A 13,226-nucleotide genomic window follows, 5' to 3' on the forward strand; every position below is an offset into this window, starting at 1 on the left:
CGCCTCGTCTACAACCTCACATTAGCCACGGAAGTGCCGCGAATCACGGTGACGCCCACACCGCCGTTACTGCGCCGCACCACTGGTTTGGGTTGAGGAGCCGGGCCCGCCGCCGGGGCCGGCAGGGCGGCCACCGGCGGCTCGGGAGGGCGTTTCTGGTTATCCAGCGGATTGCGCAGCGCCAGTTGCAGGCGCCCCTCGGCCATGGCCTTGACCAGTATCTCGGCCTCATCCGGGGTCATCTCCAGGGTCACCGCGCGTACCACCACGGGCTGGGTCTTGTCGGTGCTGGCGGTCTGGTCGACGGCCAACACCCGCAGGTCCTCGAGGATGGTCTCGGCCTGGGCATTGGCGTTGCCGCTCTTCTTGGTGGCCAACACGTCGACCCTGTTGCCCGGCAGCAGGAAGCCGGCGACCCCGACCACATCGTCGACCCGTACCGAGATGGCGCGTTTGTCGGTCTCGATCAGCGAGGCCAGGGTGCTGCCACCCAGGTGCTCGGCCAGCCGCGCGTTGCGCAGGATGTCGCCGCGCAGCATGGAGAAGGTGGCGATCTTGCCGATGGCCTTCTCCGGGCTGTCGAACGAGTCGTCCGGCGCCGTGCCCTTGGGCATGCGCACCAGGGTGATGTGCTGGGCCTCGATCATGGTGCCGAAGGGAATCTCCACGGCGGCCACCAGCACTCCTTGCATGTTGTCGTCTGGGCCAGCATTGAGCCGCTGGCTCAACCAGTTGTTGGCCATCCAGGCGGCCCCCAGGCCCAAGGCCAGGGACAGGACCACCAGGGTGAGTGTACGAGCGTTCATGTCTGTACCTCCTCAGCCGAGAAAATCGAGTTGCACGAAATAGTTGCGCCAGGCCCACTCCAGCTCCCGGGGCGACAGAGGCCCCGAACTGTCGAGATAGCGTTGGCGGTCCAGCGCCATGCCGAGCAGATCGCGCGGATGGCAGGGCACCAGCGGCATGCCCTCCGCCTCATACAGCCCCTGCAACACATAGCGCAGCAGGACCGGATCGAAGGCGACGCCGAGACGCTCACACTCCTGCCGCCAGATGCGTTCATAGGCATCCGGCTTCAGGTAGTCGAAATGCAGCTTGTAGCCGATGCGCCGGAGGAAGGCCTCGTCGGCCAGCTCCAGCGGATTCAGGTTGGTGGAGAACACCAGGATCAGGTCGAACGGCAGCTCGCAGTGCCGCCCGCCACCGAGGCTGAGAAAGTCGCGCTTCTCCTCCATCGGCACTATCCAGCGGTTCAGCAACTGCGCCGGTGCCATGCGCTGGCGCCCCATGTCGTCGATGATGAACATGCCATTGCTGGCCTTGAGCTGCAGCGGCGCCTGGTACTGGCGGCTGTAGGGGTCATAGCGAACGTCGAGCTGCTCCATGGTCAGCTCGCCGCCGGTAATCACGATGGGGCGTCTGCAGCAGAGCAGGCGACGGTCGATGCCCTCGTCGAGCATCAGCGGATTCTCTTTGGGATCCTCCAGGATCTGGTGCACCTGGGGGTCGTAGACCTCGATCACCGAGTCGTTGATGACGATGGCATGGGGTACCCAGATGGCCTCGGCGAACAGGCGGATCAGCTTGCTGCTGATAAAGGTCTTACCGGTACCGGCAGGGCCGTAGATCATGATGGCCCGCCCGGAATTCATCGCCACGCCGAGCTGGTCCAGCATGTCGTCGCCAAGCACCACGCCGGTGAAGGCGGAGCGCATGTCGCGTGCGGTGACATTGCCATGGTGGATGGTCTGCACCTTGATCAGCGAGCGATAGCCGCTCACCGGGAAAGGCGCGGCGCCCAGGTAGCCGCTGCGCTCCAGGGCATCGCGCGCGGCCACCCGGCCGCGTTCGGTCAGGCCATAGCGCAGTACCTGGCCGCCGCCCTGCCCCAGCACCTCGACCCGCCCCTGCTTGCGCAGGAACTGCAGCACCTCATCCACCACGGCGCCGGTCAGCGCCAGGCGCTCGACCAGACGCGGCATATCCAGCACCCCGGCATCGTGCAGGTGCTTGCACAGCAGATCGCCGAGAAAATTCTCGTTCAGGCCGGTATCGACGATGCTCTTGGGCTGGGGAGCCAGCTTCTGTACGGCCTCACGCTCGCTGGGGTAGGAGTTGCTGTCGCTGATGGCGTACATGATTCTCCTCCCTCCTTACGACCGAAGCGGTAACCAGAAGACACTGGTCACTGTGCCCAGCAGGATGGCCACGGCGAAGGGAAAGCGTTGCTGCGAGGCATCGCCAGCCTCGGCGGGCACGTAGGCGCGCAGGCTGGCCATTACCCAGTAGCGCTGCACCAGCTTGAAGAACTGGCCACGCCAGAGCAGGATCAGGATGCCGATCAGGCTGCCCGCGATCAGGGTCATCGCCGCGGCCCATGCGGCGCCCAGCGGGCCGAGGAAGCTGCCGACCACCGCCATCAGCTTCACATCGCCAGCGGCCATGCCACCCAGGGCGTAGAACGGTATGAACAGCCCCAGTCCGGCCAGGGCGCCGTAACCGGCCTGCGCTAGGCTGCCGGACAACAGGTACTGCCCGAGCAGCCCCGCGGACAGGCCAATCAGCACGAATAGATTGGGGATGCGGCGGCAAGTGACATCACTCGCCGCCGCCAGCATCAGCAGAGCCACCAGCCAATACTGCATCGACATCTGCCAAGCATTCATGGTGGTAAGGCCCGACTAGCAGGGGGTCACTGTGCCGTTACTAGACCTGACGGCGCCGCAGAGTTCTCGGATATTGTTGTTGACCTCAGTTCCCAACAGATTGAACGCGGCGACCACGGCCAGGGTGATCAGGCCACCGGCCACTGCGTACTCGACAATCGTCAGGCCTTCTTCGTCTTTCAGGAACCTCACTACCGAGGCTTTGACATTCTCGAATTTCATCTCGCTCACCTCATCAACAGGATCTACAGGATCAACGCCAACCTGGCTGGCAGTCGCGCCTCACGCCCGACCTGACTTTGACCCTAGAGAAGGCCGGCTCGATGGGTTAGGAGATTTTTGTCGTTCACTAGGAGTTTTTTGCAATTTGCTTCCAGGCACTACCGAAAGCGGTAAATGCCTTGCGTGTGTTATTGCACTACGTTCGCAAGCGACAGACGGTGCCGTAAGAGAGGTGAGGAGCGAAAGTCTCCTTTGAGAAATTTATTTTAGATATCAATTAGTTACAGGCAATAAATTTAAAACCGTCATTAATATTTCGATTCAATATTTGCACTAGTGGCACTTTGACAATACTGCTCAAGTGGGGCGAGAGAAAAATCTCAGAGCTAAGGTTATGAAGTCGGACTTGGCCAAAACTCAACGCAAACCATTCCTGCTGTGGATGGACCTGACTCACGATCGCTCGACGGAGGAGTTGATCGCGCAGTTCCACACGACCTGCGATTGCCGCCTGGCAAAGGACTCCAGCGTCTCGGCGCGCGAGACGGGGCAGCAGCCCGACATGATCTGCATGCACTTCGACAGGCCCGACAGCCTGGGGCTGAACCTGCTTCTGGAAGTGAAACGCACGGCCCCTTCGATCCCCATCACCATGTTCACCGTGCAACACTCCGAGGAACTGGCGGTCTGGGCCATGCGCTCGGGCGTCTGGGAATACCTGACACTGCCGCTAGAGGGAGTGGAGAAGAACCGCTTCCTGAGAGCACTGGAGCGCCTCTGTCAGCTGCGCTGGCAGGAGGATGTGCATGCGCGAAAGCCTCACGTCGAGCGCAGCAGCAATCTGCCGGACAGCATTCGCCTGACCAAGGAGCACCAGAAGCACCATGCCCTGCAAAAGGCCGTGAACTATATCGACCAGCACTTTCAGGAAGGCATCGATCAGAAGGACCTGGCTCAGCGCTGCGGCATGACGCCGTTCCGCTTCTCCAGATTGTTCAAGGAAGTGTTGGGCACGGGCTTCATGGAGTATGTACTCGGCAAGCGCATGGAACTGGCCAAGGACCTGCTGGCCAACAGCCAGATGCCCGTCGCCAACATCGGCTACGAAACGGGCTTCAAGGATCCATCCTATTTTGCCCGGGCATTCAAGCAGTGCCTGGGCTGCACCCCCAGTGAATACCGCTGCGAAAGCCAACCGATGGAAGCCCCTCCTTTCATGGACGATGAAGACGCGGCAGGCGGCAGCGAAGCGCGGAGAACCTGCTGAGCCCCGAAAAGCAGAAGCGCACGCGCCGAGCGGGATTGGCAGAGCGTAATCCTGATAGTGGAGCAATCGCGATGTCGGCGGAGCGATACAGCCCAAACGACCGGCCCCTGGCCACCTGGAAGCTCTGGCTGACGGGTTCGAGCTTCTTGCTGCTGTTCAGCCTGCTTTACCTGCTGTTCACGACGGCGCCTAAGCTGCGCATATTGCTGCAAACCTGGGTATACGAGTCCATCTTCGACGGCAGGCTGCTGCTTTCTCAGTTCGGCCTTGACATGTTGTGGTTTGCCGTCGCCTTCACCCTGCCGCACCTGATGCTCGGGGCGCTGGTGCTGGCCTGCTGGCGCTGGCTCTCGCCGCATTGGCTCTCGCGCGAACGCAGCGGCTACGGCCTGCTGCTGGTGTGGGGCGTGATACTGGCCCTGCTCGCCAATAGATGTTTCTTCCCGCAAAGCTTTTTCTCTGCCGGCGAAGAGGCCGGAAGCGGATTCTGGATTCTGCTCTGGGTAGGCCTGGCCCTATGGCTGGTACTGCTGCTGGGCGGGGGGCTGATGCGCAAGCCCGTCTGGGGGCTGGCTCTCGTGGGCATTCTGGGCGTGTGGCTACCCTGGAAAGACCAGGTGCCATCGCGGGATGGGCAGACGGCGGAGCGGCAGCATCCCGATATCATCATCATCGGCTTCGACTCCCTGCGCCCGGATGTGGTTGGCGATACCTACACGCCCCACCTCCAGGGGTATCTGCGGCAGGCAGTTCTCTATCCCAGGGCGATCACGCCCCTGGCACATACCTATCCGGCTTGGATGAGCATACTGACCGGCGTCTATCCAAGCCGGCACGGGGCACGCTTCAACTTGATTCCGGACAGTTTCCTGAATCCGCAGTACAGGACACTGCCCCAATACCTCAAGACGCTCGGCTATCAAACGCTGCTGGCGATGGACGAGCGGCGCTTCGCCAACATTTCCAGTCGTCACGGCTTCGACAGGATCGTTGGCCCAGATGTCGGCGCCGGGGACTTCTTACTCGGCACCGCCTCAGATACACCGATACTCAACTTCATCAGGCAGACTCCGGCCGCCCGCCATCTGTTCCCCTATATCCACAACAATAGGGCCGCCTACAACTCATACCGCGGCGCGGTATTTGTCGACGCAATGGCCGCAGCACTGAACGACATCCCCGACGACACCCCCGCTTTTGCCGCCATACATTTCTGCATGGCGCACTGGCCCTATGCAATCGTTCCGCAAAGTGCCCTCGAGGAGGAGCGATTCAAACATTTCTCTCCAGCCGTTTACAGCGATGAGTACTACTTGAACTATCTGAAGGCCGTCAGCGAAGCCGATGAGCAGTTCGGCCGTACCATGGCAGAACTGAAGTCCTCCGGGCGACTCGACAATGCGCTGGTCTTCTTCATTTCCGACCATGGCGAATCCTTCTCGACCGATGCCCTGGACCTGATAGGCACAGGGAAAAGCAAGGAAAGGTGGCAGCTGTCGATAAACGGACACGGCACCCACGCCACGCTTGCGGCCCAATACCAAGTCCTGCTCGCCATGCAGGCCTACCAGAAGGGACGACCGACCCTATCCGGCACGCGTCTTCCGATCACGAATACCGTCGGCCTGATCGATATCCTGCCGACTGCTCTCGACTATCTGGACCTGTCAGCAGAACCCGAGCCTGATGGCCGGTCGCTGCTGCGCCCCGCCCTGGGGGAGCGCGACTTCTTCGTCGAATCGGGATTCTCGGTTCCAGCCATTCTCAATAACAGCCCCGACCCCGACAAAGCCCTGCAACAGGGCATTGGTTACTATCGGGTTCGTTCGAGCGGTGAGATCGAGCTGAAACCGAAGTGGATCCCCACGCTCATCGAGCGCAAGGAATATTCCCATCTCGGCAAAGCCGACATGCTCACTTACGGGAGCTTCGGAGAGGATCGGGTTGGCTTTCGCTTGCTCGATCTGCACAACTCCACCTGGCAGGAAGTGACCGGTACGGCACCGGCAGAGTTGGTTGCCCGGGCACTCAAGCTATGTCGACAGTTCTCCGAGGATCCCCGCCTCGCCCATGAGCCCATCTGCCGGCAGCAGGTGGCCCTGAAGAACATCAGGCATGGTACTGCGCCAGGAGGGCGAGAAACTCCGCTTCGTCCATGACCCTCACGCCGAGTTCGTTGGCCTTGGTCAGCTTGGAGCCGGCCCCCGGCCCCGCCACCACGCAGGCGGTCTTGGCCGAGACCGAGCCGGCCACCTTGGCGCCCAGGCTCTCCAGCTTCTCCTTGCCGACATCGCGGCTCATCGCCTCCAGGGTGCCGGTCAGCACCCAGGTCTGGCCGGCCAACGGCAGGCCCTCGACCACCTTCTTCTCGCTAGCCCAGTGCATGCCGAAGTCGCGTAGCTGCGCCTCGATGCGCGCGGCGCGCTCGGCGTTGGCCGGCACATCGAAGAAGTCACGCAGCGAGCGAGCGGCCTTCTCGTTGAGGCGCTCGACCTGGCGCAGGTCCAGCCAGTCGGCCCCGATCACCCCTTCGAGGCTGCCGAACCTGGCCGCCAGCTTCTCGGCGCCGGTGGCGGCGATGAAGGGGATATTGAGTTTGTCGATAAGCCCGGCCAGGGTCGCGCAGGCGGAGAACTCGGGGCTCAGCTCGCCCTCCTCCTGCAGCTCGACGCCACGGGCCAGCAGCTCGTCGATGACCTTGAGGTTGTGCGCGTCGCCGAAGAAGTTGTGGATCTCGTGGGCCACTTCCAGGCCGACGTCCGGCAGCCAGGTCAGCACCTCCGGCAGGGCCCGACGGATGCGCGCCAGGGAACCGAGGGCGCGGGCCAGCAGCTTGGCGGTCTCCTCGCCCACGTCGGGGATGCCCAGGGCATAGATGAAGCGCGCCAGGGTCGGCCGGGCGCTGTCCTCGATGGCCGCCAGCAGGTTGCGCGTGGACAGGTCGGCGAAGCCTTCCAGCGCCACCACCTGTTCGTAGCTCAGGGTGAACAGGTCGGCCGGCGAGGCGACCAGGCCGGTGTCCACCAGCTGCTCGACTATCTTGTCGCCCAGGCCCTCGATATCCAGCGCGCGGCGCGAAGCGAAGTGGATGATCGCCTGCTTGAGCTGGGCCGCGCAGGCCAGGCGGCCGACGCAGCGATAGACCGAGCCCTCGCTGGTGGTTTCCTTGCCCTTGCTGCGCTTGACCAACTGGGTGCGCTCCACGGCGGAGCCGCACACCGGGCACTGCTCGGGCACATGCACCGGGCGGGCGTCGGCGGGGCGGCGCTCGGCCACCACCTGCATCACCTGGGGGATCACGTCGCCGGCGCGGCGGATGATCACGGTATCGCCGATCATCAGGCCGAGGCGCGCCACCTCGTCCATGTTGTGCAAGGTGGCGTTGGACACCGTGACGCCGGCCACCTTGACCGGCTTCAGGCGCGCCACCGGGGTGACGGCGCCGGTGCGGCCGACCTGGAACTCCACGTCCAGCAGCTCGGTGAGTTCCTCCTGGGCGGGGAACTTGTGCGCCAGCGCCCAGTGCGGGGTGCGCGCACGGAAGCCCAGCTGCTGCTGGTCCTCGATGTTGTTGACCTTGAACACCACGCCGTCGATGTCGTAGGCCAGGGCCATGCGCCGCTCGCCGATATCGCGGTAGTAGGCCAGACACTGCTCGACGCCCCGGGCCAGCTTCAGTTCGCGGCTGATCGGCACGCCCCAGGCCTTGAGCTGTTCGAGCAGGCCAACCTGGGTGGCCGGTAGCTCGCCGCTAACCTGGCCGACGCCGTAGCAGCAGAACTCCAGCGGGCGGCTGGCGGTGATCTTCGGGTCGAGTTGACGCAGGCTGCCAGCGGCGGCGTTGCGCGGGTTGGCGAAGGTCTTGCCGCCGCTCTCGGCCTGACGCACGTTGAGCTCGTCGAAACCGGCCTTGGGCATGTATACCTCGCCGCGCACTTCGAGCAGCGCCGGCCAGCCCTCGCCCTTGAGCTTGAGCGGCACGTTGCGGATGGTGCGCACGTTGGCGCTGATGTCCTCGCCGGTGCTGCCATCGCCGCGGGTGGCGCCGCGCACCAGTTGGCCATCGCGGTACAGCAGGCTGACCGCCAGGCCGTCGAGCTTGGGCTCGCAGCTGTATTCCACTTCGGCACCGCCACCGAACAAGTCCCCACCCGAGAGGCCGAGGCCGCTCTGCACGCTGCGGTCGAAGGCGCGCAGATCCTCCTCCTCGAACCCGTTGCCGAGGCTGAGCATGGGCACCTCGTGGCGCACCTCCCCGAAGGCGCTCAAAGCCTCGCCGCCGACGCGCTGGGTCGGCGACTCCGCCGTCACCAGCTCCGGGTGTGCGGCCTCCAGGGCCTGCAGCTCGCGGAACAGGCGGTCGTACTCGGCATCGGGCACGCTCGGCTCATCCAGCACGTAGTAGCGGTAGTTGTGTTCATCCAGCTCGGCGCGGAGCTCGGCAATACGTTGGGCGGCGTCGGTCATGGTGCTTGTGTCCTGGAAAACGACAAGAGCAGCCTAGGCTGCTCTTGGAGTACATACGGCGGGGCGCTCAGCGCTTGCCGGCGAGCTGCTTCTTGCGTTCGAACTCGGAGATGCGCTGGCGGTAGTGCTCGATGGTCTGCGCGGTCATCACGCTGCGCTGGTCGTCCTTGAGTTCGCCGTTCAGCTCGTGGGCCAGCTTGCGCGCGGCGGCGATCATCAGGTCGAAGGCCTGCTTGGGATGACGCGGCCCCGGCAGGCCGAGGAAGAAGCTCACCGCCGGAGTGTAGAACAGCTCGAAGTCGTCCAGGTCGAAGGTGCCCGGCTTGACGCCGTTGGCCATGGAGAACAGCACCTCGCCATTGCCGGCCATGCTCTCGTGACGGTGGAAGATGTCCATCTCGCCGAAACGCAGGCCGCTCTCCAGGATGTTCTGCAACAGCGCCGGGCCCTTGAAGCCGTCGCCATCGCGGGCGATCACGTTGATCACCAGCACTTCCTCGACCGGCAGCTGCTCCTTGGCCGGTTTGGCGGAGCCGAAGTCGTCTTCTTCCTCGACCGGGGTCAGCAGGGTCGGTACCGGCTCGTCGGCATCCAGGGCCAGGTCGCCCTGCCTCGGCTCGAGGTTGCGCTTGCGATTGAGCTCGCTGGCGCTGACGGTGGGCATGTCTGCTTCGTTGAATTCGGGCTCGCGCTTGCGATCGATGACCCGCGCCGGGCCGAGCAGGTCGGGATCCGAGTCGTCGTCGGGGAGGTTGCTGAAACTGTGGTCCAGCCGGAATTTCAGCTTGCCGCTGCCACCGCGCATGCGCCGCCACCCATCAAAGAGAATGCCGACGATAACGATTACACCAATGACGATTAGCCAATAGCGCAGCTCCATGAAACTCCCAAGCCCCTGAACGATATAGATGAATATGTAATGAGAATAAGGGCTTCCTGCCCCTTTGGAACGCGAACAACTGTATGTTCCTACAGGTAATTTTCGCGCGTAACAAAAGTGAGGCTTAAGCTAGCACGACGAACGGTAAATGTGCACCGGGACAAGGCATCTGCCTGCAGATAATGCCTCAGGGGCCGCCGTTTCGGCGCCGGCCGCACGCGGGACGCGGTCAGGCCTCCACCATATTCATCGCCTCTTCCACGTCCACCGCCACCAGGCGCGAGCAACCCGGCTCGTGCATGGTCACGCCCATCAACTGATCGGCCATTTCCATGGCGATCTTGTTGTGGGTGATATAAATGAACTGCACTTTCTCCGACATCTCCTTGACCAGTCGCGCGTAGCGGCCGACGTTGGCGTCGTCGAGCGGCGCATCCACTTCGTCGAGCATGCAGAACGGCGCCGGGTTGAGCTGGAAGATGGCGAATACCAGGGCCAGAGCGGTGAGCGCCTTCTCGCCGCCGGAGAGCAGGTGGATGGTGCTGTTCTTCTTGCCCGGCGGACGCGCCATGATGGCCACACCGGTGTCGAGCAGGTCCTCGCCGGTCAGTTCCAGATAGGCGTGACCGCCGCCGAAGACCTTGGGGAACAGCGCCTGCAGGCCAGCGTTGATCTGATCGAAGGTCTCCTTGAAGCGATTGCGGGTTTCCTTGTCGATCTTGCGGATGACGTTTTCCAGGGTCTCCAGCGCCTCGACCAGGTCGGCGTCCTGGGCGTCCAGGTAGCGTTTGCGCTCGGACTGCTGCTGGTACTCGTCGATGGCCGCCAGGTTGATCGCACCGAGGCGGGCGATGCGTCCGGCCAGTTGTTCCAGCTGCTGCTCCCACTCCGCCTCGCTGGCCTCGCCGGGTAGCGTGGCGAGCACGCCGTGCAGGTCGTAGCCCTCCTCCAGCAGTTGCTCCTGCAGGGCCTTGCGCCGCACGTTGAGGCCCTGCCAGTCCATGCGCTGCTGTTCCAGCTGGCCGCGCAGCAACTGCGACTGTTGTTCGGCCTGGCTGCGCCGCTTCTCGGCGTCGCGCAGCTCACGGTCGGCGTCTTCCAGGGCCAGGCGAGCCAACTTGAGCTCGTCCTCCACGCCCATGCGCCGCTCCAGCAGTTCCTCGAGCTTCATGCGCAGCTCTTCCAACGGTGCGGCGCCCTCCTCCAGATTGAGGTTGAGCTGCTCGCGGCGCTCGATGGCGCGCTCGAACTGCAACTGCAGGCGCTCCAGGGCCTGACGGGTGGACTCGTGCTGCGCGCGGATGCTGCCCAGGCGCACGGCCAGCTGATGGGCGTGATCCTTGTGCTGACGAGCCTCCTGGCGCACCCGATCGAGGCGCTCGCGCAGCTGGTCGCGACTGGCCAGCAGGCTTTCGCGCTGCTCGGTGTCGACGGCCATGGCGTCCAGCGCCTCCTGCAGCAGCAGACGCGACTCGCCCAGTTGCTCCTGCTCCAGCTCGCGCTGCTCGGCGGCCTCGCCCTGCTCTTCTTCGAGGCGGCGGCGACGCAGGGCCAGCTGCTCGGCCTTGGCCTGACCGGCGGACAGCTGCGCCTTGATCTCGCCCAGGCGCCGCGACTCGTCCTGCAGCTGGCGGCGCTGCTGCTCGCGCGTCTCTTCCTGCTGGCGCTGGGCGGCCTGCAGGCTCTGCAGGCGCTCATCCAGATCGGCCAGCGTCGCCTCGCGTTCGTCGCGCTCGGCCTGCAGCCGCTCCAGCTCCTGGCCGCGGGCCAGCACGCCGCTCTCGGCCTCGCTGGCGCGGCGCACACGCAGGAAATGCCGGCCGACCCAGTAGCCGTCGCGGCTGATCAGGCTCTCGCCTTCGCCCAATTGCAGGCGCTGGGCCAAAGCCTGCTCCAGGCTCTCGACCGGGCGCACCCGGCCCAGCCAGGGCGCCAGGTCGATGCTCGCCTCGACCTTGTCCAGCAGGCTGCCGGCGCTGCGCGCGCCGCCGCCCTGCGGGTTGACCAGGCGCAGCTCGCCCTGGTCGAAGCCGTCCAGGTGCAGGCCATCGAAGTCGTCCAGCAGCACGGCCTGCAGATCGGCGCCCAGCACCGTCTCCACCGCCAGTTCCCAGCCGCTTTCCACGCGCAGGCCCTCGGCCAGACGCGGGCGGCTGCTCAGTTGTTGCTCACGCAGCCACTCGGCGGCGCCCTTGCCGGGGTTCAGCGCGGCCTGCTGCAGCGCCTCCAGCGAGGCGATGCGGCCATTCAGGCGCTGCAGTTCGCCCTGGGCCTGCTGCTGGGCCTGGGTGGCCTGCTGCAATTCGCCGCGCAGCTGTTCGAGGCGCTCGACCTGGCTTTCCTCGCCCGCATGCAGCTCTTCCAGGCGCAACTCGCCGATGGCCAGCTGCTCGGAGAGCTCGAGAATCGCGGCATCCTCGGGATCGGCGGTCAGCTGCGCCAGCTCGTCGGCGAGGCGCCGCTGGCGCTCGGCCAGGCGCTCCAGGCTCTGCTCCAGCTGGGCGATGCGCGCCTGCTGTACCTCGGACTGGCGACGCGGCTCGGCGCTGCGCTGGTTGAAGCTCTCCCACTGCTCCTGCCAGCCATGCATGGCGGCCTCGGCCTCTTCCAGCGTCGCGGCGGACTCCTCGGCGGCGGCGCTGGTCAGTTCCTGCTCGGGTTCGAGCATGGCCAGCTCTTCGCCCAGAGTGGCCAATAGCGTGCGGTCGTGGCCCAGGTGCGACTCGGTTTCCAGCCGCGCCCGCTCGGCCTCGTTGAGGTCGTCCTGCAACTGGCGCAGACGCTGCTGGCCGTGCTGGATGCTCTGCTCGACCCGGGCGATATCGCCCCCCACCGAATAGAAACGGCCCTGCACCTGGTTGAAGCGCTCGGACAGCTCGTGGTGGCCGTCGCGCAGGCGCTCGATGCTGGCGTCGGCGCTGCGTTGCTCGGCCACCAGGGCCTCGAAGGCCACCTCCTGGTCGCCGATCACCTTCTCGCGGGCACCGACCTGCTCGTTCAGCGTCTGCCACTTGAGCGCGGCCAGCTGCGCCTTGAGCTGGCGCTCCTCGGCCTTGTATTCCTGGTACTTCTCGGCGGCCTGGGCCTGGCGGTGCAGGCGCTCGAGCTGGCGCTCCAGCTCCTCGCGCAGGTCGGTCAGGCGCGCCAGGTTCTCCTGGGTGCGGCGGATGCGGCTCTCGGTCTCGCGGCGGCGCTCCTTGTATTTGGAGATGCCGGCCGCTTCCTCGATGAAGTTGCGCAGGTCCTCGGGCTTGGCCTCGATCAGCTTGCTGATCATGCCCTGCTCGATGATCGAGTAGCTGCGCGGCCCCAGGCCGGTGCCGAGGAAGATGTCGGTGATGTCGCGGCGGCGGCACTTGGTGCCGTTGAGGAAGTAGGTGTTCTGCCCGTCGCGGGTCACCCGGCGGCGGATGGAGATTTCGGCGAAGGCGGCGTATTCGCCGACCAGCGAGTTGTCGCTGTTGTCGAAGATCAGTTCGATGCTGGCCTGGGTCACCGGCTTGCGGGTGTTGGAGCCGTTGAAGATGACGTCGGTCATCGACTCGCCGCGCAGGTTCTTCGCCGAGCTCTCGCCCATCACCCAGCGCACGGCGTCGATGATGTTGGACTTGCCGCAGCCATTGGGACCGACCACCGCCGCCATGTTGCTCGGGAAGCTCACCGTGGTGGGGTCGACGAAGGACTTGAAGCCCGCCAGCTTGATGCACTTCAGGCGCATGCCGAA

9 protein-coding genes are annotated in these 13,226 nt (G+C 64.8%); 2 read left to right on the forward strand and 7 right to left on the reverse strand.

The window, feature by feature from the left end; genetic code table 11:
• Positions 1–8: 8 nt before the first annotated feature.
• From cpaB to AAFN46_RS05720, 4 genes are read right to left on the reverse strand one after another with little or no spacing between them, the layout of a single operon-like run.
• Entirely contained in the window at positions 9–806 is a 798-nt protein-coding gene (cpaB, locus tag AAFN46_RS05705) for a Flp pilus assembly protein CpaB (protein ID WP_347807725.1), read from the reverse strand.
• 12 nt (positions 807–818) lie between these two features.
• A complete protein-coding gene (locus AAFN46_RS05710) occupies positions 819–2,138 on the reverse strand; it encodes an AAA family ATPase (protein ID WP_347807726.1) in 1,320 nt (439 codons plus the stop codon).
• A 15-nt stretch (positions 2,139–2,153) separates the two neighbouring features.
• The gene (locus AAFN46_RS05715; RefSeq protein ID WP_347807727.1) at positions 2,154–2,651 is read right to left on the reverse strand and encodes a prepilin peptidase; all 498 of its coding nucleotides are present in this window, start codon (positions 2,649–2,651) and stop codon (positions 2,154–2,156) included.
• A 30-nt stretch (positions 2,652–2,681) separates the two neighbouring features.
• Positions 2,682–2,888, reverse strand: coding sequence for a Flp family type IVb pilin (locus AAFN46_RS05720; protein ID WP_347807728.1), 207 nt, complete (start codon positions 2,886–2,888; stop codon positions 2,682–2,684).
• A 394-nt stretch (positions 2,889–3,282) separates the two neighbouring features.
• Here AAFN46_RS05720 and AAFN46_RS05725 point away from each other — a divergent pair, with 394 nt between their 5' ends.
• The gene (locus tag AAFN46_RS05725) at positions 3,283–4,155 is read left to right on the forward strand and encodes a response regulator transcription factor (protein ID WP_347807729.1); all 873 of its coding nucleotides are present in this window, start codon (positions 3,283–3,285) and stop codon (positions 4,153–4,155) included.
• A gap of 71 nt (positions 4,156–4,226) precedes the next feature.
• Positions 4,227–6,314, forward strand: coding sequence for a sulfatase-like hydrolase/transferase (locus AAFN46_RS05730; protein WP_347807730.1), 2,088 nt, complete (start codon positions 4,227–4,229; stop codon positions 6,312–6,314).
• On the opposite strand, the gene ligA is transcribed toward AAFN46_RS05730, so the two are convergent.
• The 3 genes from ligA to smc all read right to left on the reverse strand — a co-directional run bounded on the left by ligA (position 6,265) and on the right by smc (position 13,220).
• Complete coding sequence (ligA, locus tag AAFN46_RS05735) at positions 6,265–8,622, reverse strand: NAD-dependent DNA ligase LigA (RefSeq protein WP_347807731.1); 2,358 nt, start codon at positions 8,620–8,622, stop codon at positions 6,265–6,267. The genes AAFN46_RS05730 and ligA overlap by 50 nt on opposite strands.
• 67 nt (positions 8,623–8,689) lie before the next feature.
• Entirely contained in the window at positions 8,690–9,502 is an 813-nt protein-coding gene (zipA, locus tag AAFN46_RS05740) for a cell division protein ZipA (protein WP_347807732.1), read from the reverse strand.
• A 229-nt stretch (positions 9,503–9,731) separates the two neighbouring features.
• Positions 9,732–13,220, reverse strand: a complete 3,489-nt coding sequence (gene smc / locus AAFN46_RS05745; protein WP_347807733.1) for a chromosome segregation protein SMC — start codon at positions 13,218–13,220, stop codon at positions 9,732–9,734.
• Positions 13,221–13,226: the final 6 nt, after the last annotated feature.

It is taken from the genome of Pseudomonas sp. CAU 1711, assembly GCF_039888625.1.
Taxonomy (GTDB): domain Bacteria; phylum Pseudomonadota; class Gammaproteobacteria; order Pseudomonadales; family Pseudomonadaceae; genus Aquipseudomonas.

Excerpts from the sequence above, each read along its gene's own strand:
- cpaB (WP_347807725.1), bottom strand. The coding sequence starts at position 806 with ATGAACGCTCGTACACTCACCCTGGTGGTCCTGTCCCTGGCCTTGGGC.
- AAFN46_RS05710 (WP_347807726.1), bottom strand. The coding sequence starts at position 2,138 with ATGTACGCCATCAGCGACAGCAACTCCTACCCCAGCGAGCGTGAGGCC.
- AAFN46_RS05715 (WP_347807727.1), bottom strand. The coding sequence starts at position 2,651 with ATGTCGATGCAGTATTGGCTGGTGGCTCTGCTGATGCTGGCGGCGGCG.
- AAFN46_RS05720 (WP_347807728.1), bottom strand. The coding sequence starts at position 2,888 with ATGAAATTCGAGAATGTCAAAGCCTCGGTAGTGAGGTTCCTGAAAGAC.
- AAFN46_RS05725 (WP_347807729.1), top strand. The coding sequence starts at position 3,283 with ATGAAGTCGGACTTGGCCAAAACTCAACGCAAACCATTCCTGCTGTGG.
- AAFN46_RS05730 (WP_347807730.1), top strand. The coding sequence starts at position 4,227 with ATGTCGGCGGAGCGATACAGCCCAAACGACCGGCCCCTGGCCACCTGG.
- ligA (WP_347807731.1), bottom strand. The coding sequence starts at position 8,622 with ATGACCGACGCCGCCCAACGTATTGCCGAGCTCCGCGCCGAGCTGGAT.
- zipA (WP_347807732.1), bottom strand. The coding sequence starts at position 9,502 with ATGGAGCTGCGCTATTGGCTAATCGTCATTGGTGTAATCGTTATCGTC.
- smc (WP_347807733.1), bottom strand. The coding sequence starts at position 13,220 with ATGCGCCTGAAGTGCATCAAGCTGGCGGGCTTCAAGTCCTTCGTCGAC.